Origin of the sequence: Nocardia sp. NPDC005825, assembly GCF_040630175.1 — a bacterium.
Lineage (GTDB): Bacteria > Actinomycetota > Actinomycetes > Mycobacteriales > Mycobacteriaceae > Nocardia.
This window is the reverse complement of sequence record NZ_JBEXXC010000001.1, coordinates 890249-915856: the sequence shown is the minus strand read 5'-3', so window position 1 is coordinate 915856 and position 25608 is coordinate 890249. Positions and strand designations below refer to the sequence as shown.

Sequence of the window (25608 nt, the reverse complement as noted above, 5' to 3'; positions counted from 1 at the left end):
TTCGATCCAGCCTCTGCCGGCGTGGATCGGCGGCCGGCATCGGCTGGAGGGAGCATCCGTGCAGGTCGCGGGTAAGAATGCCATCGTCACCGGAGGTGGCGGCGGCATCGGTGGGGCGATCGCCGCCCGGCTGGTGCGAGCCGGGGCGCGGGTGGTGGTCGCGGATCTCAACGGCGACGCGGCCGCGGCAGTGGTCGCCGCGCTGGAACCGGAATTGCCGGGCGCCGCCGTGGCGGTCGGAGCCGATGTCGCCGACGCCGATCGCATCGCCGAGCTCATCGCCCGGTGCGAGGCCGAATTCGGGCCGGTGGACCTGTATTTCGCCAATGCGGGCGTCATGGGCGGGGTCGGGCTCGGCGACGACAAGGACTGGGGCGTCACGCTCGACGTGAACCTCAACGCGCACATCCGGGCGGCGCGGCTGCTGGTGCCCGGCTGGGTCGAACGCGGCGAGGGCTACTTCGTCGGCACCGCCTCGGCGGCGGGGCTGCTCACCCAGATCGGTTCGGCCGCGTACTCGGTCACCAAGCACGCCGCCGTCGGATTCGCCGAATGGCTCTCGGTCACCTACGGCGACGCCGGGATCCGGGTCAGCTGCCTGTGCCCCATGGGCGTGGAGACCCCGCTGCTGCGCGCGGGCGAACACTCCGGCGACACCCTCGGCATGGCCGCCACCCGCGCGGTCACCTCGGCGGGCGCGGTCCTGACCCCCGACGAGGTCGGCGAACTGGTGCTGGCCGCCGTCGACGACGAACGCTTCCTGATCCTGCCGCACCCGGAAGTCCTCGACATGTACCGCCGCAAGGGCGCCGACTACGACCGCTGGCTCGCGGGCATGCGGCACTACCAGGCACGACTGCTCGAGAGCGCGGGCGAGCAGTGAGGGCCTATTTCGCGTCCGCGTAGCACTCCACAATGGCGGTCGTGAACGGGAAGCGGACCGGCGTCGGGCCGAACGCGAGCTGACCGGCGGTGTCCGCGGCGGTGGCGATCGCCTCGGCGACGGTCGCGGCCTCCTCCTCGGGGCAGTGCACGATGACCTCGTCATGCTGGAAGAACACCAGTTCCGCGCGGAGTCCGGCGGTGTGCAGGGCGTGACGCAGGCCCGCGAGCACCAGCAGTGTCCAGTCGGCGGCACTGCCCTGGACGACGAAATTGCGGGTGAAGCGGCCTCGGGCGCGGGCGCGCGGGGTGCTGCCGAAACCGGGAGACCCGCCCGCGTCGTCGTCGGGTTGGTCGAAAGCGGTCGCGGGAGGGCAGGTTCGGCCGAACCAGGTGCGGACCAGGCGGCCCTGTTCGCCGGCGGTGGCCGCGTCGTCGACGAAGGCGACCGCGGCCGGATAGCGTCGCCGCAGCTCGGCCATGTGGGTGAGCGCGTCGCCGGAGGTCTGACCGTAGATCGCGCCCAGCATGGCGATCTTGGCCTGGGCGCGGTCACCGCCGAAGGCCCGGGCGGCCAGGTCGGCGTAGAGGTCTTCGCCGCGGCCCGCCACCTCCATCAGGCCGCGGTCGCGGGAGATGGCGGCCAGTACTCGCGGTTCCATCTGGTCGGCGTCGGCTACCACCAGCCGCCACCCGGGGTCCGCGCGGATGGCCCGGCGCACGATCTTCGGAATCTGCAGCGCGCCACCGCCATTGGTGGTCCAGCGGCCGGTCACCGTCCCGCCCGGCAGGTACTCGGGGCGGAATCGGCCGTCGCGCACCCACTGGTCGATCCAGGACCAGCCGTGGGCGGTGTGGAGACGGTAGAGCTTCTTGTACTCCAGCAGCGGTTCGACGGCCGGATGATCGATGTCCTGGAGTTCCCATTTGCGGGTGGAGGACAACAGGATTCCCGCGCGGGCGAACGCGCGGAGGATGTCCTGCGGGAGGTCGGGCCGGACCCGCACCCCGGTCCCGAAGGCTCGCGACACCTCGTCGGCCAGCTCGGCCAGCCGTCGCGGCTCCGACCCGCTCGGCACGCGTTCGCCCAGCAGGGAATCGAGCAGTTCACGGTGAACATCGGCGCGCCAAGGAATCCCGGCGCGCGACATCTCCGTCGCCACCAGCAGCCCCGCGGACTCGGCGGCGAGCAGCATGCGCATGCGGGCCGGGTGTTCGGCCGCGGCGGTGCGCGCCACCTGTCCCGCGTACACCTCGAGCAGCGCGCTGAACTCGTCGGTCCCGGACGGCAGTGGCACCGGCCCGGATTCGAACAGGGTCGGTTCGGTGTCGGCGGCCCGGGCGGGCGCGTCCTGCGGAACCGGCAGGCCGTGCAGGCGCGCCCACGCGGCGGCCAGCGACCGGGCCTGCCCCGACTGGCCCTGTTCGTGCCCGATCAGCAGCGCCTCGGCCGCCTCCACGTCGTAGCAGCGGTCCACCCGCACCCCGGCGTCGAGCAGTCGCTTGTAGCTCGCCGCCGTCGACCGCCACACCCACCGCTCGACCTCCGGCCGCGCCCGCACCGCCTCCGCCAGCGAGGACTCCTCGATCACCGGACCCGCCGGTCGGCCGCGCTCGTCCAGCGGGCACACCCGTGCCCCGCCGTCACCCGTCTCCGCCACCGCCCACCGCATACCGGTGAGTCTGGCAGTGGGCACAGACAATTCCGTGACACCCGACCGTGGCCGGGCGTCCGCGCGGCGGGCAGCCGCTACCAGTACTGATGCTGGACGCCGTCGGTGTCGGTGAGGAAGACGACCGCGTCCGCGCCGTCCAGATCGGCGAGCGTGAGCGGGAAATGGCCGCGCACAATCGGTTCGGCGGACACGATCGCGGGGGGCAGGGCGGTACCGAGCGCTCGCGCCGGGAACAGGGCGCGGCCGGGGGTCGCTGCGGCGAGCACGCCCTGGAGAGTGCCCGGAACCGGATCGGGGGTCGCGTCGGTCGCGACGAACAGATAGCGCTCGCCGAGGGTGAAGGCGGCCAGCGCGCCCGCATTGCTCCATGCGGGCTGGTCCGGCACCCGGGGATGCAGGTGCGAATTGTGCGCGAAGACGAGGGTCGGGCCGCGCTGCTGCTCGCGCTCGACGATCGCGAGGATGTTGTCCACCATCATCTCCGATCGCACGCTGGACAGGCCGCCGATGCGGTCGGGACCGGGGGTGGCCATGGCGGCGTGGTAGCGCAGCAGCCCGCGCGCCGTCCGCGCGTGGGTGACGGCCTCGGCGTAACCGGTCGGGTCGGTCGCGCGCAGCGAGGGTCCCGCGCGATGCAGGGCATCGGCGAGATCGTCGGCGATCGAGCGCAGTGCGCGGGCGCGGTCGGAGTCGCCGACCGAGGCGGACGGATCGAACATGGCCGCCTGGTTCGTCCACTCGGAGTCCGCGCCGAGCAGCCCGTCGAGCTCGGCGACAGACGCGGGCAGCAGAGCATCCGGCAGCCAGCCGGTCAGCGAGCACAGTGCCGACCGGGGGCTGGGCGCGCCCGAATACTCCACCGGCGCATCGAATCCGTAGAAGCGCACCCGATCCGAGGGCGCGCGGCCCGCGTTGTATTCGCGCAGCCACTCGACGAGTTCACGATTGCCGGGTATCGATCCGAACCCGTGGCTGAACCCCGCGGACAGCACGCTGTCGATCGCCGCCTCCGACCCCTGGACGTAGTCGTCGACGATTCCCGCCGCGAGGAAATCGATCTCCAGCGCGATGGACCGGAACCCGCGCTCGGCCAGCGCACTCAGCATGTCGTTGCGCAGCAGCGGGAATGCCGCGATCCCATGCGTCGGCTCGCCGAGTGCGAACACGGCCGGGGGCGTGGTGCGGGTGGACAGCAGCTCGTCCAGGGCGAGGCCCAGGTTCGCGCGGCCATCGGCTCGGCGGCCGATCGCGCTCAGCGAGGTGGGGGTGGTTGCGGACATGGCACTCCTTCCAGAAGGACTGCCTTCGACAGTATCGTTGAAGGTTCGGGTGAAACTTGCGCGACAAATGTCCTGTTCAGTTCAGGAAAACCCTCAAAGGAGGTGCGGTGCGTCCGATCGACCTGGCCCGTGAGCACGGCCTGTCGGCGCAGGCGATCCGCAACTACGACGATGCGGGCATCCTCCCGCCCACCGAGCGCGCCGACAACGGCTACCGCCGCTACACCCCCGCACACGCGCAAGCCCTGCGCGCCTTCCTCGCCCTGCGCGTCGGGCACGGCCACGAACGCGCCGCGGAGATCCTGCGCGCCTGCCATCGCGGCGACGCCGAGGCCGCCTACCTGCTCATCGACGCCACCCACACCGCGCTGCACACCGAACGCACCACCCACACCGATGTCGCGACCGCACTCGACAGCCTCTCCGCCGCACCGCCCGCCCCGATTCCCGGCCGCCCCCTGACCGTCGGCGAACTCGCGCACCGCCTCGGCGTGCACGCCGCGACCCTGCGCACCTGGGAGACCGAGGGCATCCTGCGCCCCGACCGCGACCCCGCCACCGGATACCGCCACTACCGGCCCGATGCCGTGCGTGACGCGGAGATCGCCCGGCAGCTCCGCCGCGGCGGATACCCGCTGTCGCGCGTCGCGCAATTCCTCGAATCCCTGCACGAGGCAGGCGGAACCGAGGCTTTGACCGCCTTCCTCACCGCCTGGCAGCAGCGCCTGAACGCCCGCGGCCGCGCCCTGCTGTCCGGCGCGGCCCAACTCGACGCCTATCTCGTTCTGCGCGAGCGGATGTGACCGCGGCTCTGTGCCGCGCTCACCGGAACGGCCTAGCATCGTAGGGAGATCCCGGACCGATGGCCCGGGCGGCAGGAGGTGCGCGTCATGGCCGGTAAACCCGAGATTCGATTGATCGGCAACCTCTCCGCGCAGTCGTGGGTCCCGGTGGAAGACTGCGCGCTACCCACCGTCGAACAACCACTGCGCGTCGCCGAATTCGACGCCCTGTTCCGCGACGCGGTGCTCGGCTGGGACCGGATCTCGGCGACCCGGCTGCGGCTGGACCTCGACGGCAGCGCCGAGCCCCGGGCCCGCGAACTCGCCGCCCGCGAAACCCGCTGCTGCTCGTTCTTCACCTTCGAATTCGCCGCCGCCGGAACCGATCTGGTGCACATGCACATCGGCGTGCCACCCGAGCGGGCCGTGGTACTCGACGGCCTGGCGGCTCGGGTGACCGCGGCCGGAACCGCCTGAGCGCGCGTCACTCCCGTGGACCGGCTCCCGGATAGGTGCGGGAGTCGGTCGTGTACTCGGGATTTCCATAGATGACGAGCTGCTCGCGCACCTTGCGGATGGCGTAGGCGTCGGTCGCGCGGCGCAGCATCGGTGACTGACTCGCGACGGTCATGAGGACGAACCGCAGGATGATGAACGGCGCGGTCAGCCCCACCCGGATGGCGTCGGGGAGAGTCATCGTGACGCTCATGGCGGCGGCGGCCTTGCGGTTGCCGCCGCAGAAGCCGAGGAAGAACGCACGGCTCCAGCTCCTCTCGATCGCGTCGGCGACACGGTCGTAGCGTGAGCGACCCGGGCGCAGGTACGCCGACATGGTGGAGCGGACCAGCGCGCCGCACGTGGCGTCGTCGAAATCGTCGCGCAGCACGGCAGCCCGGCCGTGGAAGACCTCGAGGATGCCCGCCGCGGTGGTCGGCAGCAATTCCTCCGGCAGGCCCAGCAGGAAGCAGCGGTAGCGACTGAACTCCAGGATCGCGCGTTCGCGGGCGCTGAACTCGGTGCGGCCCCGGCGGATCGCCATCGTCGCCAGCAGATACATATTGATCAACCCCGCGGGCATCTGATCGACCTGCGGCAGCGGTACCCCGTACACGTCGGCGTCCCACCGTTCCCCGCGCGCCAATGCGTTGTAGCGCACCATCGAATGCATCAGGCGCACCATGGCCGCGGCCTCGAAACCCTCGCCGTGCCGTTCCAGCGCGCCCGGCAGCGTGGTCACCGCGAAGAACGACGCGGTCTCGTTGACCCGCCGCGCCGCGCGCCGCCCCGACAGCGCCCCCGTCAACGTCATCGGCAGCGCCGCATAGGTATTGAGGAACGTCGCCAGGAACGCGCCCCGGATCAGGACTGGCGACAGGAACGCCGCGCCGACCCGCGAATGCCGCGCGCCCTCCTCGACCAGCTCCATGTCCAGCCAGGCGGGCCTCGCCTCCATGGCCGCCAGAAACGCCCGCAGTTCATCGGGTGCGCCGGGCACCGAGTCGACGCCCGCACGGCACGCCTGCCGCAGCATCCCGATCAAGCCCTTGACCCCGTACTCCGGGGCCAGCGCCGCGTACGGGTCGGCCACCACATCGCCGAGCATCGTTGCGGTGCGCATCAATTCGACGACCCGCTCGTCGGCCAGCAGCGGCTCGCGCGGCGCGACCCAGCCGGGCAGCGACGACTTGTCGCCCGGATCGACGGTGAACCGGAAGGGGGACTCGTCGAAATCGATCGAGCCGTAGAGGTCCGGCTGCAGTGCGCGCTGGCTGCGCACGCGCTCGGCGAGTTCGGGGTAGTGCGGCGACATCGGAGCACCTCAACTTTCAACCTGTTAGTTAGAGGCTGACAGGTTGTAAGTTACGCTGTCAAGGGTGACCACCGCTCCCCACACGCGGCGGCGGATGAGCGCAGAGAACCGCCGCGAGCAGATCCTCGACATCACCCACGAGATCGTCGGGGCGGAAGGATTCGCCGCGGCCACCCCCAATCGGATCGCGGACGCGGCCGGGGTCACCCGGCCGGTGCTGTATCAGCAATTCGGGGACATGGCAGGGCTTTTCGTCGCACTGATCGATCGGGAGAGCGCTCGCGCGGCGATCCAGTTCGCCGAGGGGTTCGCCCAGGTCGACGAGACCGCCGACCCCGACCCGTTCATCCGGGCCTTCGAAGGCGCGGTCCGGGCCATCGACGCGCATCCGCAGACGTGGCGGCTGTTCCTGTTCCCGCCGGCCGGCGCGCCGCCGGAACTGCACGAGCGTCAGGCCGTCTCGCAGGCGGCGGTCCGGGGTTTCCTGGAACAAGAACTGCGGCAGGCGTTTCCGAAACTCCCCGACCCCGAGTACACCGCGCGCATCCTGCACGCCTCGGGCCGCGAACTGCTCCAGTTGCGGCTCACCGATCCCGAGCACGCCACCCTGGAACGGCTGGTCGCGCTGGTCCGGCACCTGCGCACCAACGTGCTTCCGGCCGATCGGGCCGCGGACTGACCGAATACGCTCGGATCCCGTGAGCACATCGAAGATCGTTCTCGTCACCGGAGCCGGAGCCGGATTGGGGCGCGCCATGACCCACGCGCTGACCGCCGCCGGGCATCAGGTCGTCGCGGTGGGACGCACCCGTGCCACCCTCGACGAGACCGCCGCGGCCGCACCCGGCCCGGGCGGCGTGGACGTCGTTCCCGCCGATGTCACCGATCCCGCAGCCGTGGACGAGGTGTTCGCGCACCTCACGCGGCAGTGGGGGCGGCTGGACGTGCTGGTCAACAATGCCGGGATCTTCGGGCCCAGCAAGCCGATCGACGAACTGTCCGTGGGGGAGTGGCGGCAGGTCGTCGACATCAACCTCACCGGCGCGTTCCTGTGCGCGCAGGCCGCGTTCCGGCTCATGAAGACCCAGACGCCGCGCGGCGGGCGGATCATCAACAACGGATCCATCTCCGCCCACACCCCGCGCCCGAACACGGTGGCCTACGCCGCCAGCAAGCACGGCATCACCGGCCTCACCAAGGCCCTCAACCTGGAAGGCCGCGCCCACGACATCGCGGTCGGGCAGATCGACATCGGCAATGCCGCAACCGAACTCACCGCGGGCATCGCGGCGGGATCATTGCAGGCCGACGGCAGCATCCGCCCCGAACCGACCATCGACGCCGCCCACGTCGCCCGGGTCGTCGCCCACACCGTCGACCTGCCCTTGGCGGTGAACGTGCCGTTCGTGACCGTGATGGCGACCGGCATGCCCTACATCGGCCGCGGCTGAGGCGGCGGCCGTCAATCGATGGCGGCCAGAAGCTTCCACTGTCGCGCCGGGATGGTGAACGGCTCCGCCGGTAGCGCCTGCAGGCAGACGTGGTCGGCGCCGGCGGCGATGTGGGCCGCAATCCGTTGCTGCACATGGTCTTCCCCGATCGCGACCAACGCGTCGACGAGCCGGTCACTACCGGTGAGATCGGCGTCGGTGAAGCCGAGCCGCTGCCAACTCGCGCGATAACCGGGGTTGGACAGGTAGGCCCCCACGTGTGCGCGAGCGCGGGTTCGCGCGTCCGCGTCGGCGGCCCCGACCACGACGGCCTGTTCGACCACGAGCGTCCGGTCCGGTCCGAGAACGGCGCGGGCCTGTGCGGTGTGGTCGGGCGTCACGAGATAGGTGATAGCGCCGTCGGCCCTGTCCCGAGCCAGCTGCAATGCGCTCGGACCGAGCGCCGCCAGCACCCGGGGCAACCGGCCGGCGTCCGGCAATCCGAGCTGGGCCCGCAGGGCGTCCGGTGTGTCGAGATCATCGAGGAACTCGCGCAAAGCGGCCAGCGGTCTGCGGTATTCGAGTCCGAGCACGCCTTCGACGACTCGTGGATTGGATGTGCCGGCCCCGAACACGAACCGACCTGGGTAGGTATCCAGGACGGCTCGGGCCGAGGCTCGCATCCAGTGCGGATGGCGGCCGTACGTCACCGCGATCCCGGTGCCGACCATCAGCCTGCTGGTGGCGGAGAGCAGGCCGGCGGCGGTGACGAACGGGTCGTGCGCGAGCCCTTCGCTGAGCCAGATCGCGCCCAGCCCCAGCTCCTCCAGCTCTCTTGCCAGCTCGGTCGCCACGGCCGGCGCTTGCAGATCGAGCCCGTTCACCCAGATGCCGGTGCGCGGCAAATCGGTCGGCAACATCATGTTCGACTCCCGTCCACTACAATTCGGAATGCCATTCCGAATATACGGAATGGCATTCCGATTCGCTGAGGAGCCCCGTGGAACAAGCCGCATCACCGCCACCGGGCGGTAGCCGAGCCGACGCCCGACGCAGTCGCGCCCGACTGCTCGACGCAGCCCGTGAGATGTTCGCCGACCAGGGCGTCGACGTGTCGTTCAATGAGATCGCCCGCCGCGCCGGGGTCGGCCCGGCCACCCTCTATCGGCATTTCCCGCAGCGAGAAGATCTCATCGCCGCCGTGGTCGGCACCAGCCTCGACGAGGTCACCGCACTCGCGAGCACCCTCGACGCCGAGCCCGACTCCGCGGCCGCCCTCTCGCTGTGGGTCGCCGCTCTGGTGTCGCATATTCGCCGTGTACGGGGGCTGTCCGAGGAGATCATGCGCGCCCTCGAGATCCCCGACAGCCCCTTGGCGCCGCACTGTGCCGCGGCGCTCGATGCGGCCGGGACCGTGTTGGGCCGCGCCCAACGGGCGGGGCGTGCGCACCCCGATGTCACCACCGACGACATCGTCAAGATCGCCACCGCGATCGCGTGGACCAATGATCGGTCCGAGGTCACCGCGGCGGCCTCCGACCGTCTGGTCGAGCTTGTGCTGCACGGCATCATCGGCCCGGCCGAAACGCGAACCTCACACGCCTGACACGACTCTCACCCGACCGGGTCACCGGCTCAGCGCGGTCACGTGGTCCATGTGGGAGTGCTTCTCCGGATTGCGGACCGCGTACAACCCGGTGATGAGGCCGTCGTCGATGCGCAACGCCAGGACGGTGTCGACCTCACCGTCCCGTCGCATGACCAGCGCGGGATGGCCGTTGACCCAGGTGGTGTCGAACGACGCGCTGTCGCCGAATCGATGCCAGCCGGTGGTGAGCACGCGGGCCACCTTGTCCGCGCCGACGATCGGGCGCGGCAGCGCGGATCGGAGCCCGCCGCCGTCACCGAACGCGACCACATCCGGTGCGAGCAGATCCAAAAGCCCTTGCAGGTCACCGGTCTCGACCGCGCGGTGGAACGCGTCGAGCACCTCACGGGACTCGGCGGGCGACACCGGGCCGCGCGGGCGGCGGGCCGCCACGTGCGCGCGGGCGCGGTGCGCGATCTGGCGGACCGCGGCCGCGGACTTGTCCACCGCGGCGGCGATCTCCTCGTACGGCAGGTCGAACACCTCGCGCAGCACGAACACCGCGCGCTCGGTGGGGGTGAGCGTCTCGAGCACCAGGAGCATGGCCATCGACACGCTTTCCGCCAGTTCGACATCCTCGGCCACATCGGGCGCGGTCAGCAGCGGCTCCGGCAGCCACTGCCCGACATAGGACTCCTTGCGCCGGCCCAGCGTCCGCAACCGGCCCAGCGCCTGCCGGGTGGTGATGCGCACCAGATACGCCCGCTGGTCCCGCACCTCCTCGAGGTCGACCCCGATCCAGCGCAGCCACGTCTCCTGCAGTACGTCCTCGGCGTCGGCCGCCGATCCGAGCATCTCGTAGGCGACCGTGAACAGCAGATTCCGGTGCGCGACGAACGCGTCGGTGGCGGCGGTGGTACCGATCATGGCAGGGCTCCCGTCTGTGGCGTCACCCACTGGACACCGCGGCCGATCGAAATGTGACACCCAGCCTCAGAACACGAACCCGCGCAGCGCGAGAAACCGCATTCCGCCGACGGCCGCCATCACCGCGAGCACGGCCGTCGCCTGACCGAGCTCCCCGAGCCCGGGCGCCCAGAAATCGAGCCCCGCCAGCGCCGCAGTACTGATCACCAGCCCGATCGCGGCCAGCCCGCCGCCCTCCCATTGTGCGCTGAACCACCCGACCCGCCCGGCCGCCCGGAACGTCAACCGCCGATGCAACTCGTTCGCGATCGCCGTACTCACCACCGACCCCGCGATATTCGCCACCAGCGCCCCACTCCCGTTCACCGCCATGAACATCAGCACATACGCGATATTGCTGACCCCACCCACCACCGCGAACCGAATCAACTGCGCGACCACATGATCCCCGCGCAGAAACCCGCCCACGGCGACGAGCCCGCGCTCGAAGCCCGCATCGAGGGCCCCGAAATCCATCGGGTCCCGGTACATCGTCCGCAGTCCGGAATCGGCGATCACAGTGCTGTTCACGCCACTGACAATCCCCACCCCCGCTTACACGGACCTGACACCGCCCTGACGCGCCGCTGTCACGATTCTCGGCACTCGAACAAACGTTCTACTCGAGGTAATGTCCCGGAGCATGCCGGAACTCTCACGACGCGACTGGGCGACGATGAACCTCAAAGAGGTGCAGCGACAGCTGCTGAAGGCGGCGTCGTTCGGGAAGGTGCTCTCGCCCGAGCAGTTGGAGAATGCCGCGGGCAAGATCGGGGAGGGGTTGCGGATCTTTCTCGACGAGACCAAGGAGGAGCGGTGACCGGTCGGGCGGATCAGTCGGGAACGGTGGGGGCCGCGTCGGTGGCCGGGCGGGTGCCGCGCAGGAACGAGCAGGCGAGGCAGACGAGTCCGAAGAAGAGATAACCGAGGGCGACCTTCGGGGCGGCGGCCCAGCCGACCTCGGCGGCGTGGATGAGGCCGACGAAACTGAGCCCGGCGCCGACCGTGCTGGCGAGAGCGGCCGCGCGGAAACGCTTTTCGAGGATGAAGGTGACCATGGTGCCGAGTACCAGACCGGCCAGCACCGCGCCCGCGCCCAGGGTCTTCAGGCCGTCGTAGACCACGCCCGCCTGGCCGAGCGCGCCCGTGCCGATCTTGTCGGCGGAGGTGCCGGCGGCGCTGAGGGCGTTGTCGATCTGACCGACGCCCCACTCGGCCAGATTCGGCAGCAGCGCGGCCACCACCGCGACCGCGTGCAGGCGCGGGACCGCTTGGAAGGCCTGGGCGCCGATCAGCAGGCCGATGTAGAGCAGGATCGGGACGATCGCCGGAATGGGCAGCAGGGTGGCGAGCACGCCGAAAAGGCCGAGCAGGCACATCAATCCGATGATCGCGCCACTGGCGAGCGAGTAGCCGGTGCGTCCGCCCGCGTCCTTCCACCCCGGGTGCCCGATGTAGACCGCGGGCGGGAACGGGGAACCGAAGCCGGAGCCGATGATCGCGCCGAGACCGTCGGCCAGCAGCACGCTGCGCAGGTTGTAGTTGTCGCCCGCGGCGGCGGCGCTCTCGACATTGCTCATGGCCTCGGTGAAGTTGTAGACGCCCAGCGGAATCGCGGTGGCCAGCAACGGCGCCAGATGCGCGAGCCCGTCGAAGAGCAGATGCAGGCGCAGGTCCGGCAGCCCGAGGGCGATGTCGTGCGCGGCCTGGGAGACGTCGGGGACCGACATGTAGCCGCCGATCCAGCCGATGGCGGTGCCCACCAGCAGCGCCACCAAGCCGACCGGAACATTGCCCGGCAGCCGCACATCGGTGAAGAAGCCGATCAGAATGATGGCCAGCACCGGCAAACCGATCCAGGCCGCTTCCCACATCTGCGCGGCGGGCCGCATGGCGATGAAGGTGATCGAGATGCCCGCCAGGGTGCCGAGCATGGCGGCACGCGGGGTGATCCGGCGAATGTAGGGCCCGACGAACGCGCCGATCATGACGATCACACCGATCATGAACGCCCAGGCCAGACCAGCCGACCACGCCCGCAACGGGTCGTTGGTCTTCAGGTAGATGGGCAGCATCACCACGAACACCACGATGAACATGTGCGGCACGCTCGGCCCGTACGGCAGCGCGGTGACCGTGGCGCGGCCCTCACGCCGCGCGAGCCGCCGCGCCAGCAGCATGTAGTACAGGTTGCCCAGCACCAGCGCCACGCCCAGCGCGGGAAGCACCGTGCCCAGCACATCCGCGCTGGGGATCTTCACCACCGCGATCGACAGCGTGGTCAGGGTCAGGACATTGACGAGGATATTGAACGACAGGCCGAAGAAGGCATTGGTGTCGCCGCGGGTCCACCACGGCAGCGACAGCGGTGCGGCGCTACCGGTTTCACCGGCGATCGGGGTTTCGACGGACATGGGTTTTCCTGTTCACTGGGCCGGGCTGGGGGAGACGGCGGAGGTGAGCGCGGCGCGGACCGCGGCCGAGTCGGCGACCCAGCCGAAGATGCCGCCCTGGGCGGCGATCATGGCCAGCCCGACGCGCTGGAACTCCGGGAAATACGAACCGACGCAGTCGGAGACGACCAGGCACTCGAAACCGCGATCATTGGCCTCGCGCACCGTGGTGTGCACGCAGACCTCGGTGGTGACGCCGGTGACCAGCAGGGAGCCGATGCCCCTGTCCGCCAGCACCTGCGCCAGCTCGGTCGCGTAGAACGCGCCCTTGCCGGGTTTGTCGATCACCACTTCGCCGTCCAGCGGCGCAAGCTCGTCGATGATGTCGTGCCCGTACTCGCCGCGAATCAGGATGCGGCCGAACCGGCCCGGGTCGCCGATGCGCTGGGCGGGATCGCCGCGCAGCAGTTTCGCCGGCGGGCAATCCGACAGGTCGGGCAGATGGCCCTCGCGGGTGTGGATCACCGGAATCCCGGCCGCGCGAGCGGTGGCCAGCAGTCCGGCCAGCGGCTCGATGACGGTGCGCAGCAGGGCCACGTCATTGCCCAGGCTCTCGCCGAACCCGCCGGGGAGCAGGAAATCGCGTTGCATGTCGATGACCAGCAGCGCGACCGCGTTCGGGTCGAAGGCGAAATCGCCCGGCCGCGCCGGAATTCGGGGAAGTGCCGTCATTGCCGTTCCTTCTGTACGAGCCGGAGATCCGCGTGCGCCGCGACCGGGCGCGGTTCGTCGAGCAGGCGGGCGGCCGCGGCGAGCACCGCGTCGTCGGCCAGGGCCGGGCCGAACACCATCACCGACAGCGGGCGGCCGTCCGCGGCGACGCCCATCGGCACCGAGATCGCGGTCAGGTCCAGCAGATTGCCGAAATGGGTGTAATGGCCCAGCACGGTGTTGGTGGCGATCGGATCGGCCAGCACCTGCGCGACGGTGAAGGTGGTGCCGATGGTCGGCGTCACCACCACGTCGACGTCGTCCCAGACCCGGGCCACCGTGGCGCGCAGTTCCTGGAGGCGTTGCTGCGCCCGGAACACGTCCACCGCGGTGAATCGGAAACCGCCGGTGAGGATCTCGCGGATCACCGGCAGGATCGAGTCCGGGTGTTCGGTGAGGAAGTCCTCGAACTCCACCAGCCGCTCGGCCACCCACGGACCCTGGTAGAGCAGTTCGCCCGCCGCCAGGAACGGTTCCAGGGAGATGGGCACACAGTCGAAGCCGTGGCGTCCCAGCAGATTCCGGGCGTCGAGATGCGCGGTGCGGAACACCTGGTCCCCGAAGAACTCCAGCTCGCCGGGATCGGGCAGCCCGACCCGCAACCGCCCGCCGCCGAAGCGCCGCCCGCGCCCCCGGCTCCACGGATCTGCCGGATCCACGCCCGCGATCACCTCGAAGACCCGATCGAGGTCCTCGACGGTGCCGGCCATCAGGGTCAGGCAGTCCAGCGACTTGCAGGCGGGGACCAGACCCCGCGCGCTGATCAGTCCGCGCGAGGGCTTCCAGCCCAGGATTCCGTTGAGCGCCGCGGGCACCCTGCCGGAGCCGGCCGTGTCGGTGGCCACGCAGAACGGCACCTCACCCAGTGCCACCGCGCGCGCCGACCCGGAACTGGAACCGCCGCAGATCAATTCGCCGCCGAACACGCTGCGCGGGATCGGATACGGCGTGCGGGTGCCGTTGAGGCCGGTCGCGAACTGATCCAGGTTCGTCTTGCCGACGAACAGCGCGCCCGCCGCGAGCAGACGCTCGACCGCGGGTGCGGTCCCGGTGGCGGTGTAGGCGTACTCGGGGCAGGCCAGCGTGGTGGGCCAGCCCGCCACGTCGATGCTGTCCTTCACCCCGAACGGCACGCCGTACAGCGGTAGCGTGCGCGCGCCGGGCCGTCGCTCGATCTCGGCGGCCGCGGCCAGCAGCTGGTCGCGAGGGACCGGCGTGATCCAGGTGCCGTCCTCGCCGCGCGCCGCGATGGAGTCGGCGACCCGGGCGGCGGTGTGGGTCGGAGAGCCGCTGCCGCTTTCGTGGGAGGCCAGTATTTCCGCGACGGTGGGGCTCGGATTCACCATTTGTCGATTGTCGACAGAATGTGTGAAATCGACGGTGTCGCAATGTATCCGCTGTGTTAGCGGATATCGAGGTCCAGGTACGCCCGCTCCCCGTGTCGCAGCAGGGCGTCGCGCGCGGTGGCGGCGTCACCGGATTCCAGCGCGGTCAGCAGTTCCTCGTGTCTGCGAACCCCGTTGTGGCGCTGGGCGAGCCGGGCCTCGGCGCGCAGATTGCGGGCCATGGGCAGCTGGAGTTTGACCAGGATCGGCTCGTAGGCCAGTTCCAGCTGCCGATTACCCGCCAGCGCCACGATGGCGGCGTGGAACCGGCGATGGGCATTGTCGCGCTCGAACGCGTCGCCCGCGGCGTCGGCGGCGCGCATCTCCTCGAGCGCCGCCCGGACCCGGCACAGCGGGTCGCCCTCGGTCGCCAGCGGGAACGCGCTGTCGATGGCGTGGCGCTCGAGCACCCGCCGCAACTCGAACAGCTCGAGGATGTCGGTCCGCGACCAGACCGCCACCCGGAATCCGCGCCGGGGCAGATGCTCGATGAGCCCTTCCTGGGCCAGGAGCCGCAGGGCTTCGCGCACCGGCGCCCTGCTGGTCCCCAGCCGGGCGCACAGTGCTTCCTCGCCGATCCGGTCGCCGGGCTCGAACGCGCCGCTGAGCACCTCGGCCCGCAGGTGCCGCGTCGCCATCTCCACCAGGCTGGGCGGCAGCACCGTCCCGTTCATGCGCGACACCATGATTCGAGATTAACCGGACCGCTCGGGTCACACGGCGCAGGCCAGCGCCGCGGTGCCGGTGGAGCGCACGAATTCGCGGTCGCCGTAACGGAATTCGGCGGTATTCCAGTCACCGCCCAGGCTGGTGACGAAGTCGCGGATCAGGGCGGTGTCGGCGCGGTCGCCCACCAGGATCAGTTCGCCGGACGCGGTGAACGAGCCGCCGCCGAGTCGTTGTGCCACCGCCGGATTCGCGGCGAGGGCGTCGCCGAAGCGGACGCGGTCCAGGCCGGTGACGGTCACGGTGAAGTCGTCGGCTCGCGCGTCCTCACCGGGCAGGTATTCGAAGGTCAGCACGGTGTCCTGGCGGTAGCGTCCGCGCAGGTCGTCGGCGACCCAGCAGAGGTTCTTGTAGTCGGTGCAGGCGAGCAGGAATCGCTTGGAGCGCTCGTAGGTGACGCCGGTGTCGGCCGACCAGGCCACCCCGTCGATCAGTTGTGAGCCGACCGGCAAGGCCAGTTCGGTCAGGGCGGTGAAGTTCTCGTCGAGTTCGAGCAGGTCCAGCCGATCATTCAGGCGCGGGTCGGCGGGGTCGGTGATGGTGGCGGTGTTGGTGGTGGCGAACAGCTCGCCGGTGGGGCGGGTGGGGTCGCCGGGGACGCACGAGGCGGGTCCGTAGGCGTGTGCGGGTGCGGTGGTCGGGCCGACGGCCACGACCCCGGTGATGACGATTGCGGAGGCCAGAGCAGCGGAAACGCGGGCGGTGGTCATCCTTCCCAGTCTGCGCGCGCCCGGTCGGGGAGGGAGCCGGATCACACGATCCGACCTTGACTGAAAATTCAGTCAGAGATTAGAGTCGCTGGTGCCCGGCTCGGGCTGCTGTGTGTGTGGCGGCCGTTTGACCAGCGGGTTCAGTGGATTCAGCGCGCCGGAGAGGGAAACGCCGCGCCGGGCCTTCTTTCAAAGGAGACAGTGCAATGCAAGGACGACGCCGGTTCATGCGAACGGGGATCTTGACGATGGGCGGGCTGCTGCTCGCGGGCTGTGAAGGATCCATCTCGTCGTGGTTCGACGGCGAGCCCTCGACGGGCTCGTCCCACGAGGGTCACTCCGGCGTGATGCCGGACGAGGGCGCGCCGCACAAGCGCACCTGGATGGCTTTCGGTGCGAGCGAAGCGATCTGGGGCCGGCAGCTGCTGCCGCAGGTGCGCGAGAACCTGGCCACCATCGCCTCCACCATCTCCCGCTTCGAGCCGGTGTCCATGCTGGTGCGCCAGGACGAGCTCGATCTGGCCCGCCGGCTGATCGGCGGCGCGAACGTGGAACTGATCGTGGCCGACCTCGACGACCTCTGGATGCGTGACACCGGACCGGTGTTCGTGCACGGCAATCACGGCAAGTCCGGTGTCGACTTCAACTTCAACGGCTGGGGCGGCAAACAGCAGCACAAGCGCGACAGCAAGGTCGCCACCATCGTCGACGGCCGCGCCGGCGTCGAGACCGCCCATACCGATCTGGTGCTCGAGGGCGGCGGCATCGAGGTCGACGGCGAGGGCACCGCGCTCATCACCGAATCCTGTGTGCTGAACTCGAATCGGAATCCCGGCTGGAAGAAGGCCGACGTGGAGGCCGAGCTCGACCATCTGCTGGGCATCAAGAAGGTGATCTGGCTACCGGGCATCGCCGGGCAGGACATCACCGACGGCCACACCGATTTCTACGCCCGCTTCGCCCGCCCGGGCGTCGTGGTCGCGGCGCTGGACAACAACGAGGAGTCCTTCGACTACGACGTCACCCGCCGCCACCTCGAGATTCTGCACAACGCCACCGACGCGCAGGGACGCCCGCTCGAGATCGAAACCCTCGAAGCGCCGGTCGATCTGCGCTATCGCGGCGCGGGCGACGACTTCGCTGCCGGCTACATCAACTTCTACGTCTGCAACGGCGGCGTCATCGCCCCGGAATTCGGTGACGCGGAAGCCGATTCGGCCGCCTACTCCACCTTGGCCCGGCTGTTTCCGGATCGCCGGGTGGTGCAGATCAATATCGACGCCATCGCCGCGGGCGGGGGCGGCATCCACTGCACCACCCAGCAGGAACCCGTCGACTGACCCGTGGGCGAGGTCGGCTCTAGACCTTCTTCACCACACTGGATTTCAGCTGCATGGCGCCGATGCCGTCGACCTTGCAGTCGATGTCGTGGTCGCCGACGCCCGGGACGAGGCGGATATTGCGGACCTTGGTGCCCGCCTTGATGCCGGTGGGGCTGCCTTTCACCTTGAGCGACTTGATCACGGTGACGGTGTCACCGTCGGCGAGGACGTTGCCGACCGCGTCCCGGATCACGCCGTCCTCGGCCGCCGCCTCGGTCTCGACGGTCCATTCGTGCGCGCACTCCGGGCAGGTGAGCAATCCGCCCACCTCGTAGGTGTATTCACTGGAACAGGCGGGACACGGCGGCAGCGAGTCGGACACGATCGGCTCCTCGGCGGGTGGTGGACGGAAGTGGTCGGGGCTCAGGCGTGGGCGCCGGTGAGGAAGTCGATGATGGCGCTGTTGACCGCTTCGGGCTGCTCCAGATACCCGTAGTGGCCGCACTTCTCGAGCTGCACGTACCGCGCACCCGGAATCGCCTCGGCCACCTCGCGGGCGAACATCGGCGGCAGCATGCGGTCGTCGGCGAATCCGACCACCAGGCTGGGGACGGTGATGCGGGCGTAGTCGGCCAGGCGGTTGCCGGTCCGGTCCATGCGCATCTGCGCGAGCACGCCCGGTCCGGGCGCGACGCTCGCGGAGTACTCGAAGATGTCGAGCCACTGCTGCGCGGAGTCGTCGGCCTGGAGGGTCGCGGGGGACAGGTTCAGCATCGCCTTGACCGCGGCCGCGTACTCCGGCGGCAGTTTCACGCCCTGCTGCTGCAGCGCCTGCTCACCCTTGTTCAGGGTGCTGGCCAGGGGATGCGAGCGGCCGGTGGTGGCCAGCATGACGGCCTTGGTCACCAGATCCGGGCGGGCCAGCGCGAGTTCCTGGGTGACGCGCGCGCCCAGCGAGGTGCCCACCACGTGCGCCGGACCGCCGAGCAGTTCGATCAGCGCCGCGGTGTCGGCGACCAGGTCCTCGATCCGCATGCCGTGGGCGCTCTCCTCCGAGGGCGCGATGCCGCGATTGTCGAAGGTGGCGACCCGGAAACCCGCCTTCACCAGGGCCGGGACCTGGTAGGTCCGCCAGACCCGGCCCGGGCTGCCGGTGCCCATGACGAGGACGACCAGGGGTCCGTTGCCGGTGACGTCGTAGTTGAGGCGAATCCCATTGAGGGTGGCGATGGGCACGTTCGGTCTTCCTGTGGGCGGTCCGGGGAACGACCGAACCTAGCATGATTGTCCTGTTTGCTAAACTCTGCAATCACCGGGTCGGGCAGCGTATCCGGATGCCCATCCGCCCTCGGAAGGAGTGGCTCGCGACATGCCAGGACTGCAACGGCCGCTCTATCAAATGAAGGCGGATTTCTTCAAGACGCTCGGCCATCCCGTGCGGATCCGGGTCCTCGAATTGCTGAGCCGGCGCGAGTACGCGGTCTCGGAGATGCTGACCGAGATCGGCGTCGAGGCAGCGAATCTGTCGCAGCAGCTGTCGATTCTGCGCCGCGCCGGGCTGGTCTCGGCCCGCCGCGAAGGCCTCTCGGTCACCTACGAACTCACTTCGCCGCAGGTCGCGGAGCTGCTGGCGGTCGCGCGGGCCATCCTCACCGGCGTGGTCACCGGCCAGGCGGAGGCGCTCGAACACTCCGCATAGCCGCGAGGCCCACGGTTTTTCCGGGGGTCCGCCCACCAACTGATTGCATGTTTTCTAAAATGAAAACCTAGTTGTTTCGTGAAGAGAGGTTCGTCGTGCCCGAACGTCCTACCGCCACCGTCGCCTCCACCGCGGCCCCGACCGCGCACCCGGACATCGCGGCCTGGGTCGCCGAGGTCGCGGAGCTGACCGCGCCCGAGCGGATCGTCTACTGCGACGGGTCCCGCGTCGAATGGGACCGGCTCACCACGGACCTGGTGGCCAAGGGCACGTTCGTCCCGCTGCCCGCCAAGCCCAACTCCTTCTGGTGCGTCTCCGATCCGGACGACGTGGCGCGGGTGGAGGACCGGACCTTCATCTGCTCCGAGCGCGAGAGCGACGCCGGGCCCACCAACAACTGGGTGGATCCGGTCGACATGCGGACCGTGCTGACCGAGCACTACCGCGGCGCGATGGCCGGGCGCACCATGTACGTGATCGCCTTCTGTATGGGCCCGCTCGACGCCGGGGAGCCGAAATACGGTGTGCAGATCACCGATTCGGAGTACGTGGCGGTCTCGATGCAGATCATGACCCGCTCCGGCGCGCAGGTCTGGGAACAGCTCACCCCCGGCACCGAATTCGTGAAGTGCCTGCACTCGGTGGGCGCGCCGCTGTCGGAGGGCCAGGCCGACGTGCCGTGGCCGTGCGACAAGACCAAGTACATCGCGCACTTCCCCGAGACCCGCACCATCTGGAGCTACGGGTCCGGCTACGGCGGCAACGCGCTACTGGGCAAGAAGTGCTTCGCGCTGCGCATCGCCTCGGTGATCGGCCGCGACGAGGGGTGGCTGGCCGAGCACATGCTCATCCTGAAACTGACTTCGCCGCAAGGGAAGACGCACTACATCGCGGCCGCGTTCCCGTCGTCGTGCGGCAAGACCAACCTGGCCATGCTCGAACCCACCCTGCCCGGCTGGAAGGCCGAGACCGTGGGCGACGACATCGCCTGGATGCGCTTGGGCGCCGACGGACGGCTCTACGCGGTCAACCCGGAGGCCGGATTCTTCGGCGTCGCACCGGGAACCGGCGCCAAGACCAACCCCAATGCCATCGCCACCATCGAGGCGGGCAACTCCATCTTCACCAACACCGCCCGCACCGACCAGGGCGACGCCTGGTGGGAGGGCCTGACCGACCAGCCGCCCGCGCACCTGATCGACTGGCGCGGCAACGACTGGACCCCGGAATCGGGAACCCCGGCCGCGCACCCGAACTCGCGCTACTGCACCCCGATCGAGCAGTGCCCGTCGGTGGCCCCGGAATGGAACGACCCGCGCGGCGTGCCGATCTCGGCCATCTTCTTCGGCGGCCGCCGCGCCACCACCATCCCGCTGGTCGCCGAGTCGTTCGACTGGGCGCACGGCGTGTTCACCGCCTCGGTGCTGTCCTCGGAGACCACCGCGGCCGCGGCGGGCGCGGTCGGCGTGGTGCGCCGCGACCCCATGGCCATGCTGCCGTTCCTGGGCTATCACGTGGGCGACTACTTCGCGCATTGGCTGGCCATGGGTGCGCGTGAGGGCGCGCAACTGCCGAAGATCTTCCAGGTCAACTGGTTCCGGCGCAGCGCCGACGGCAAGTTCCTATGGCCCGGCTTCGGCGACAACGTGCGCGTGCTGAAGTGGGCGCTCGAGCGCCTGGACGGCGCCGCCGACGCCGTGCGCACCCCCATCGGCTACGTGCCCACCGCCGAGGCGCTCGACCTCGAGGGACTGGGCGCGGGCTACCGCGGCCTGGCCGACGCCGCCCTGGCCGTGGACGTCGAGGAGTGGGTGCGCGAGCTGGAATCCATCGACGAGTGGTACGCGAGCATCGGCGGCAACCGCCTGCCCGACGCCCTGCGCGCCGAACTGGCCGCGCTGAAAGTGCGTCTGGCCGAGGCGCTCTGACCGATGAGCACGAACGACACCCCGAATCTCTGGCAGCGCCTGCGCTATATCGCGGGCGGCGCCCTGCCCGCGTCGATGCACCCCTGGGTGATCGAGGATCTGACCGGGCGCGGCGCGGCCCGCCGGTACATGCTGCGCATCCTGATCCCGATCATTCCGCCGCTGTGCCTGTTCCTGCTGATTCCGGGGCCGCTGTGGATGGGGGCGTCGATGATGGCGCTGCTGTATCTGCCGCTCATCTACTTCACCGCGGCGCTGATGTACGTGTTCCGCCGGGCCCGCCTGGCCAAGCACGGCCTGGACCCGGATCTGGCCGATCAGCGCGAACGCGCCCGCGCCGCCGACGCCCGCGCGGCCTACGAGCGGGCGCACGGCCGGGGCTGAGGTCGCGCGGGGTCAGCGCAGGTAGCGCTGGACGAACTCGGCGAGGATCGCCGCGCCGTTGCCTTTGATCTGATCCCAGGAGAACGGCAGCTGCTTGACCTCGGCGTAGGTGCGGGTGCCCGGGGCCACCGGGATGTCGGTGCGGGCGGGAATCATCCTGTGGGCCGCCGAGATCTGCTGGGCCTCGGGGGTGAACATGTAGTCCACCAGGGCCTTCGCGGCGGCGGGGTTCTTGGTGGTGTTCAGGATGAAGACCGGGCGCGGCGTCACGATGGTGCCCGAGGCGGGCGAGATGACCCGCAGCGGAACGCCTTTGGCGGCCGCGTCGTAGGCCGCGTAGTCGACGCCGCCGAGAATCACCGCGCACCCATTGCCCGTGCTGACCTCGTCGAGGGCGGGACCGTTGCCGCCGCGCACCACCATGCCGTTGGCGAACAGCGCGTCGAAGACGGCCCAGGTGTCGTCCTTGCCCCACGCGCTGACCATGGCCGCCAGCAGGTCGCGGGCGGTGCCCGATTCGCGGGGGTCGGGCATGATCACCTTGCCGCGGAACTCCGGCGCGGCCAGGTCGGCCCAGTCGTTGGGCAGGCGCGGGGACGCCTTGGTATTGACCACCATGGTCAGCGCGGACCCGTCGCGGCCCAGGAAGCCGTGATTCTTGCCGATCCACCCGTCGTGCACGCGGTCCGCGCCGCGCGGGGTGTAGGGCAGGGTGCGGCCGTCGAGGTCGTACTGGGCGGCGGGCGTCCACGACGCCAGGTACACCACGTCGGCGGCCGGATTCGGGCCCTCCTTGTCGAGCTTGGCTGTGATCTTGCCGGTCTCGGCGCTGAACACGGTGACCTTGACCCCGGAGGCCCTGGTGAAGGCGGCCACCAGCTCGTCGGTGAGGTCCTGCGGGTTGGCCGAGTACAGGGTCAGCTCGCCGCGCAGCCCGGGCGGCGCGGTCCACGAACTGGTCGCCGCCGGAACCGTTCTCGGCTCCGGGGGCTTGCCGCAGGCGGCGGTGGACAGGGTCGCGAGCGCGACGGCCGCGATGACGACACGGCGGGGGAGCGACATTCCGCGGGACCCTTTCCGAAGGACCCCGACTCACTCCGGGTTCCACAGCAATCTCGCGCGCACAGTAGGCATCGCGGGCGAACCCACAGGGTGTTTCGGGTGAACAGTCGGTGATATCCGATTCGCGCGAACACGTGAGCTGTGTCACAGTTTGGTAGCGGTTCGCATCAATCGCCGCAAACGCTTTTCGTTTCCTTTGCCTTGTCTTTACGCTTACCCGCGTTCTGCCAAGCGTCGTGGTTCTCCAGCCTCGCCCGCCGCTGCCTCTCGATGCCAGTACATGTTGACCGATGAACCGGGCGGCTCCGCCGTGCCGGCGAAGGAGAAATATGTCCACCGACACCGATCAGCCTCCACGGACGTCGCTTCCCGGCCCTCCACGCCGGGACTCGTGGGCCACCCTGGTCCGCCACGACCTCCCGGCGTCACTCGTCGTCTTCCTCGTCTCGCTGCCGCTGTCGATCGGCATCGCGGTGGCCGCGGGCGCCCCCGTCGCCGCCGGACTCATCGCCGCGGTGGTGGGCGGGGTGGTCGCCGCGCTCTGCGGCGGCTCGGTGCTACAGGTCAGCGGGCCCACCGCCTCGCTGACCGTGGTGGTCGCCGAATCCATCAGCCAGTTCGGCTGGGCCGCCACCTGTTTCATCACCATGCTGGCCGGCGGACTACAGATCCTGTTCGGGCTCAGCCGGATCGCGCGCGGCGTGCTCGCCATCGCGCCGGTCGTGGTGCACGCCATGCTCGCCGGGATCGGCATCGTCATCGCCCTGCAGCAGGTGCACGTGCTGCTGGGCGGCGACACCCTGACCTCGTCCTGGGCCGCCATCGCCGGGCTGCCGCACCAGCTGGCCTCGGTGAAGGCCGGTGACCTGTGCATCGGACTGGTCGTGATCGCCATCCTGGTCGGCTGGCGGCACGTGCCCGAACCCGTGCGCAAGGTGCCCGCGCCGCTGGCGGCGGTCCTGGTCGCCACCGTGCTGGCCCGGCTGCTGCCGGTGCGTGTCGAGCACATCACCATCGACGGATCGCTGCTGGACGAACTGCGGCTGCCGCAGCTGCCGCACGGCAGCTGGGCCGCCATCGCCCTGATGGCGGTGACCATCGCGCTCATCGCCAGCGTGGAGACCCTACTATCGGCCGTCGCGGTCGACCGGATGCGTCAGAACGCCACTCGCCGAACCGATCTGGATCGCGAGCTGATCGGGCAGGGCGCGGCCAACGTGGTCTCCGGCCTGATCGGCGGTCTGCCCGTGGCCGCGGTCATCGTGCGCAGCATCACCAATGTCAAAGCGGGAGCGCGCACCCGGGCCTCGACCATGCTGCACGGGCTGTGGATCCTGCTGTTCTCGGTGGCGCTGGTCGGGGTGGCGCGCTCGATTCCCAAGGCGGCGCTGGCCGGGCTGCTCATCGTGGTCGGCATCCAGCTGATCAAACTGGCCCATATCCGGCGGGCCCAGCGCACCGGCGATCTGGTGGTGTACGCGGCCACCGTGTTCGTGGTGGTGTTCTGGAATCTGTTGCTGGGCATGGTGGTCGGTCTCGCCCTGGCCTTCGCGCTGCTGCTGTGGCGGGTGGTGCGGGTGACGGTGACCGCCGAGGAGGTCGCGCTGGGCGGGACCGACGCCGTGCGCTGGCGGGTCACGGTGGACGGCAGCTTCACCTTCCTGGCCTTACCCGAGCTCACCAGTGAACTCGCCAAGGTGCCGCCGAACGCGGATGTGGTGCTGGAGATGACGGTCGACTTCCTGGACCACGCCGCCTACGACGCCCTGCAGGAATGGGTGGATCAGCATCGCGCCGACGGCGGCACGGTCGAGTTCATCGAGGTCGGCGCGGTCCGCATGGCCGATGCCGCGGCCGGTCCGTCCGCGCGCGGGCATTCGCGGCACCTGCTCAACGAGGTGCTCGGGCCGTGGCGGCGCACCGCCACCGATGTGGACCCGATCGTCGCGGGTGTGGCGGCCTACCACCGCAGTCACGCGCACGTCATGCGGCCGCACCTGGGTGTGCTGCGTGACGGGCAGGAGCCGGACTCGCTTTTCGTCACGTGCGCCGACTCGCGCATCGTGCCGAACGTGATCACCAACAGCGGCCCGGGCGATCTGTTCACCGTGCGCAACGTGGGCAATCTGGTTCCGCGCGACGCCCAGGACTCGTCCATGGAGGCCGCGCTGATCTACGCCCTCGACAAGCTCGATGTGCGCTCGGTGGTGGTGTGCGGGCACTCCGGCTGCGGCGCGATGAGCGCGCTGCACAGTGAACTGGTCACCGGGTCCCAGCTCGACGACTGGCTCGCGCACGCCCGGCCCAGCCTGGACCGGTTCCGGCTCGGGCATCCGGTCGGAATCGCCGCCGCCGCAGCCGGATTCGGTCCGGTCGACCAGCTCGGCATGGTGAACGTGGCGGTGCAGCTGGAGACGCTGTACGCGCATCCGGTGGTGCGGCGCGGGGTCGAGGAGCGCGGGGTGGTGTTGTCGGGGCTGTTCTTCGACATCGCCACGGCGCGGGTGGTGGAGGTCACGGTGGACGGCATCGCGGAGATCGACGGTGTGGGCCGGGTCGCCCAGCCCCCGCGAGCGGCGGCCTGCCCCGCCTGAGTTGTGCTGTGCCCGCAGGAGATTTGGGGCGTTCGCGTGGTTTTTCGGCTAACGGGGCGTGAATCCGGACGGATTCACGCCCCGTTAGCAATATGCGGCGTTTTTCTCAGACTTTGCTAAGGCTTTACCTTTAGCCTGGCCTTTGCTCGTCCGGTGAGTGCGCGGCCAACGCCGTCCGCGGTCTTTATTCGATGCCCCTGTACATGCTCGCTGAGGAGCG

At 69.9% G+C, this 25608-nt stretch carries 26 protein-coding genes; 12 read left to right on the top strand and 14 right to left on the bottom strand.

Annotated features, from left to right (window positions below):
• Positions 1 to 58 precede the first annotated feature (58 nt).
• Positions 59 to 883: an SDR family oxidoreductase gene (locus ABZ382_RS04355; RefSeq protein ID WP_357083774.1), complete on the top strand. Its 825-nt coding sequence runs from the start codon at positions 59 to 61 to the stop codon at positions 881 to 883.
• Between the two features lie 4 nt (positions 884 to 887).
• Here the strand turns inward: ABZ382_RS04355 and ABZ382_RS04350 are convergent, their stop codons facing one another.
• A complete protein-coding gene (locus ABZ382_RS04350) occupies positions 888 to 2579 on the bottom strand; it encodes a bifunctional 3'-5' exonuclease/DNA polymerase (protein ID WP_357083771.1) in 1692 nt (563 codons plus the stop codon).
• Between the two features lie 53 nt (positions 2580 to 2632).
• Positions 2633 to 3838 carry an erythromycin esterase family protein gene (locus ABZ382_RS04345; RefSeq protein WP_357083767.1) on the bottom strand — a complete coding sequence of 402 codons (1206 nt, stop codon included), beginning with the start codon at positions 3836 to 3838 and terminating at the stop codon, positions 2633 to 2635.
• 107 nt (positions 3839 to 3945) lie between these two features.
• Here ABZ382_RS04345 and ABZ382_RS04340 point away from each other — a divergent pair, with 107 nt between their 5' ends.
• Together ABZ382_RS04340 and ABZ382_RS04335 are read left to right on the top strand one after the other, a co-directional pair.
• Entirely contained in the window at positions 3946 to 4641 is a 696-nt protein-coding gene (locus ABZ382_RS04340; RefSeq protein ID WP_357083764.1) for a TioE family transcriptional regulator, read from the top strand.
• Positions 4642 to 4728: 87 nt separating this feature from the next.
• Positions 4729 to 5097, top strand: coding sequence for a hypothetical protein (locus ABZ382_RS04335; RefSeq protein ID WP_357083760.1), 369 nt, complete (start codon positions 4729 to 4731; stop codon positions 5095 to 5097).
• A gap of 7 nt (positions 5098 to 5104) precedes the next feature.
• On the opposite strand, the gene ABZ382_RS04330 is transcribed toward ABZ382_RS04335, so the two are convergent.
• Positions 5105 to 6430, bottom strand: a complete 1326-nt coding sequence (locus ABZ382_RS04330; RefSeq protein ID WP_357083756.1) for an oxygenase MpaB family protein — start codon at positions 6428 to 6430, stop codon at positions 5105 to 5107.
• Positions 6431 to 6494: 64 nt separating this feature from the next.
• On the opposite strand from ABZ382_RS04330, the gene ABZ382_RS04325 reads away from it, so the two are divergent.
• Together ABZ382_RS04325 and ABZ382_RS04320 are read left to right on the top strand one after the other, a co-directional pair.
• Positions 6495 to 7109 carry a TetR/AcrR family transcriptional regulator gene (locus tag ABZ382_RS04325; RefSeq protein ID WP_357083753.1) on the top strand — a complete coding sequence of 205 codons (615 nt, stop codon included), beginning with the start codon at positions 6495 to 6497 and terminating at the stop codon, positions 7107 to 7109.
• 19 nt (positions 7110 to 7128) lie between these two features.
• On the top strand, positions 7129 to 7881 hold the full coding sequence (locus ABZ382_RS04320) for an SDR family oxidoreductase (protein WP_357083750.1): 753 nt from the start codon (positions 7129 to 7131) through the stop codon (positions 7879 to 7881).
• An 11-nt stretch (positions 7882 to 7892) separates the two neighbouring features.
• On the opposite strand, the gene ABZ382_RS04315 is transcribed toward ABZ382_RS04320, so the two are convergent.
• Positions 7893 to 8876: a TIGR03620 family F420-dependent LLM class oxidoreductase gene (locus tag ABZ382_RS04315; protein WP_357084066.1), complete on the bottom strand. Its 984-nt coding sequence runs from the start codon at positions 8874 to 8876 to the stop codon at positions 7893 to 7895.
• Here ABZ382_RS04315 and ABZ382_RS04310 point away from each other — a divergent pair.
• Positions 8861 to 9466, top strand: coding sequence for a helix-turn-helix domain-containing protein (locus ABZ382_RS04310; RefSeq protein WP_357083747.1), 606 nt, complete (start codon positions 8861 to 8863; stop codon positions 9464 to 9466). The two genes, ABZ382_RS04315 and ABZ382_RS04310, sit on opposite strands and share 16 nt — an antisense overlap.
• Positions 9467 to 9487: 21 nt before the next feature.
• On the opposite strand, the gene ABZ382_RS04305 is transcribed toward ABZ382_RS04310, so the two are convergent.
• Together ABZ382_RS04305 and ABZ382_RS04300 are read right to left on the bottom strand one after the other, a co-directional pair.
• Positions 9488 to 10375 carry an RNA polymerase sigma-70 factor gene (locus tag ABZ382_RS04305; RefSeq protein WP_357083743.1) on the bottom strand — a complete coding sequence of 296 codons (888 nt, stop codon included), beginning with the start codon at positions 10373 to 10375 and terminating at the stop codon, positions 9488 to 9490.
• A 66-nt stretch (positions 10376 to 10441) separates the two neighbouring features.
• Positions 10442 to 10891: a GtrA family protein gene (locus ABZ382_RS04300; protein ID WP_357084063.1), complete on the bottom strand. Its 450-nt coding sequence runs from the start codon at positions 10889 to 10891 to the stop codon at positions 10442 to 10444.
• 166 nt (positions 10892 to 11057) lie between these two features.
• Between ABZ382_RS04300 and ABZ382_RS04295 the strand changes: the two genes are divergently transcribed.
• Positions 11058 to 11234 (top strand): DUF6374 family protein, encoded by a 177-nt coding sequence (locus ABZ382_RS04295; RefSeq protein ID WP_357083740.1) that lies wholly within the window; start codon positions 11058 to 11060, stop codon positions 11232 to 11234.
• Between the two features lie 13 nt (positions 11235 to 11247).
• Here the strand turns inward: ABZ382_RS04295 and ABZ382_RS04290 are convergent, their stop codons facing one another.
• The 5 genes from ABZ382_RS04290 to ABZ382_RS04270 are packed head-to-tail and all read right to left on the bottom strand — an operon-like array spanning position 11248 to position 16399.
• Positions 11248 to 12828 (bottom strand): regulator, encoded by a 1581-nt coding sequence (locus tag ABZ382_RS04290; RefSeq protein WP_357083738.1) that lies wholly within the window; start codon positions 12826 to 12828, stop codon positions 11248 to 11250.
• Positions 12829 to 12840: 12 nt separating this feature from the next.
• Positions 12841 to 13539, bottom strand: a complete 699-nt coding sequence (locus tag ABZ382_RS04285; RefSeq protein WP_357083735.1) for a cysteine hydrolase — start codon at positions 13537 to 13539, stop codon at positions 12841 to 12843.
• On the bottom strand, positions 13536 to 14924 hold the full coding sequence (locus ABZ382_RS04280; protein WP_357083732.1) for an allophanate hydrolase: 1389 nt from the start codon (positions 14922 to 14924) through the stop codon (positions 13536 to 13538). The genes ABZ382_RS04285 and ABZ382_RS04280 overlap by 4 nt, the downstream gene beginning before the upstream one ends.
• 56 nt (positions 14925 to 14980) lie before the next feature.
• Complete coding sequence (locus ABZ382_RS04275; protein ID WP_357083729.1) at positions 14981 to 15649, bottom strand: GntR family transcriptional regulator; 669 nt, start codon at positions 15647 to 15649, stop codon at positions 14981 to 14983.
• Positions 15650 to 15676: 27 nt separating this feature from the next.
• Positions 15677 to 16399 carry a hypothetical protein gene (locus tag ABZ382_RS04270; protein ID WP_357083726.1) on the bottom strand — a complete coding sequence of 241 codons (723 nt, stop codon included), beginning with the start codon at positions 16397 to 16399 and terminating at the stop codon, positions 15677 to 15679.
• Between the two features lie 227 nt (positions 16400 to 16626).
• Between ABZ382_RS04270 and ABZ382_RS04265 the strand changes: the two genes are divergently transcribed.
• Positions 16627 to 17739, top strand: coding sequence for an agmatine deiminase family protein (locus ABZ382_RS04265; RefSeq protein ID WP_357083723.1), 1113 nt, complete (start codon positions 16627 to 16629; stop codon positions 17737 to 17739).
• A 19-nt stretch (positions 17740 to 17758) separates the two neighbouring features.
• Here the strand turns inward: ABZ382_RS04265 and ABZ382_RS04260 are convergent, their stop codons facing one another.
• A complete protein-coding gene (locus ABZ382_RS04260; protein ID WP_357083720.1) occupies positions 17759 to 18103 on the bottom strand; it encodes a zinc ribbon domain-containing protein YjdM in 345 nt (114 codons plus the stop codon).
• Between the two features lie 41 nt (positions 18104 to 18144).
• Entirely contained in the window at positions 18145 to 18957 is an 813-nt protein-coding gene (locus ABZ382_RS04255) for an alpha/beta hydrolase (protein ID WP_357083717.1), read from the bottom strand.
• 133 nt (positions 18958 to 19090) lie between these two features.
• Here ABZ382_RS04255 and ABZ382_RS04250 point away from each other — a divergent pair, with 133 nt between their 5' ends.
• The 3 genes from ABZ382_RS04250 (at position 19091) to ABZ382_RS04240 (ending at position 21732) form a co-directional block, all read left to right on the top strand.
• Entirely contained in the window at positions 19091 to 19420 is a 330-nt protein-coding gene (locus ABZ382_RS04250; protein WP_357083714.1) for a metalloregulator ArsR/SmtB family transcription factor, read from the top strand.
• A gap of 95 nt (positions 19421 to 19515) precedes the next feature.
• Positions 19516 to 21348 (top strand): phosphoenolpyruvate carboxykinase (GTP), encoded by a 1833-nt coding sequence (locus ABZ382_RS04245; RefSeq protein ID WP_357083711.1) that lies wholly within the window; start codon positions 19516 to 19518, stop codon positions 21346 to 21348.
• A 3-nt stretch (positions 21349 to 21351) separates the two neighbouring features.
• On the top strand, positions 21352 to 21732 hold the full coding sequence (locus ABZ382_RS04240) for a DUF5313 family protein (protein WP_357083708.1): 381 nt from the start codon (positions 21352 to 21354) through the stop codon (positions 21730 to 21732).
• Between the two features lie 12 nt (positions 21733 to 21744).
• Here ABZ382_RS04240 and ABZ382_RS04235 read toward each other — a convergent pair whose 3' ends face one another.
• Positions 21745 to 22794, bottom strand: a complete 1050-nt coding sequence (locus tag ABZ382_RS04235; protein WP_357083705.1) for an extracellular solute-binding protein — start codon at positions 22792 to 22794, stop codon at positions 21745 to 21747.
• 329 nt (positions 22795 to 23123) lie between these two features.
• On the opposite strand from ABZ382_RS04235, the gene ABZ382_RS04230 reads away from it, so the two are divergent.
• On the top strand, positions 23124 to 25388 hold the full coding sequence (locus ABZ382_RS04230; RefSeq protein WP_357083702.1) for a bifunctional SulP family inorganic anion transporter/carbonic anhydrase: 2265 nt from the start codon (positions 23124 to 23126) through the stop codon (positions 25386 to 25388).
• Positions 25389 to 25608: the final 220 nt, after the last annotated feature.

Bases quoted from the DNA above. Each gene is read 5' to 3' on its own strand.
- ABZ382_RS04345 (WP_357083767.1), bottom strand. From the start codon at position 3,838: ATGTCCGCAACCACCCCCACCTCGCTGAGCGCGATCGGCCGCCGAGCC.
- ABZ382_RS04335 (WP_357083760.1), top strand. From the start codon at position 4,729: ATGGCCGGTAAACCCGAGATTCGATTGATCGGCAACCTCTCCGCGCAG.
- ABZ382_RS04330 (WP_357083756.1), bottom strand. From the start codon at position 6,430: ATGTCGCCGCACTACCCCGAACTCGCCGAGCGCGTGCGCAGCCAGCGC.
- ABZ382_RS04315 (WP_357084066.1), bottom strand. From the start codon at position 8,876: ATGCGGCTTGTTCCACGGGGCTCCTCAGCGAATCGGAATGCCATTCCG.
- ABZ382_RS04305 (WP_357083743.1), bottom strand. From the start codon at position 10,375: ATGATCGGTACCACCGCCGCCACCGACGCGTTCGTCGCGCACCGGAAT.
- ABZ382_RS04300 (WP_357084063.1), bottom strand. From the start codon at position 10,891: ATGGATTTCGGGGCCCTCGATGCGGGCTTCGAGCGCGGGCTCGTCGCC.
- ABZ382_RS04295 (WP_357083740.1), top strand. From the start codon at position 11,058: ATGCCGGAACTCTCACGACGCGACTGGGCGACGATGAACCTCAAAGAG.
- ABZ382_RS04290 (WP_357083738.1), bottom strand. From the start codon at position 12,828: ATGTCCGTCGAAACCCCGATCGCCGGTGAAACCGGTAGCGCCGCACCG.
- ABZ382_RS04285 (WP_357083735.1), bottom strand. From the start codon at position 13,539: ATGACGGCACTTCCCCGAATTCCGGCGCGGCCGGGCGATTTCGCCTTC.
- ABZ382_RS04280 (WP_357083732.1), bottom strand. From the start codon at position 14,924: ATGGTGAATCCGAGCCCCACCGTCGCGGAAATACTGGCCTCCCACGAA.
- ABZ382_RS04275 (WP_357083729.1), bottom strand. From the start codon at position 15,649: ATGGTGTCGCGCATGAACGGGACGGTGCTGCCGCCCAGCCTGGTGGAG.
- ABZ382_RS04270 (WP_357083726.1), bottom strand. From the start codon at position 16,399: ATGACCACCGCCCGCGTTTCCGCTGCTCTGGCCTCCGCAATCGTCATC.
- ABZ382_RS04265 (WP_357083723.1), top strand. From the start codon at position 16,627: ATGCGAACGGGGATCTTGACGATGGGCGGGCTGCTGCTCGCGGGCTGT.
- ABZ382_RS04250 (WP_357083714.1), top strand. From the start codon at position 19,091: ATGCCAGGACTGCAACGGCCGCTCTATCAAATGAAGGCGGATTTCTTC.
- ABZ382_RS04240 (WP_357083708.1), top strand. From the start codon at position 21,352: ATGAGCACGAACGACACCCCGAATCTCTGGCAGCGCCTGCGCTATATC.
- ABZ382_RS04235 (WP_357083705.1), bottom strand. From the start codon at position 22,794: ATGTCGCTCCCCCGCCGTGTCGTCATCGCGGCCGTCGCGCTCGCGACC.
- ABZ382_RS04230 (WP_357083702.1), top strand. From the start codon at position 23,124: ATGTCCACCGACACCGATCAGCCTCCACGGACGTCGCTTCCCGGCCCT.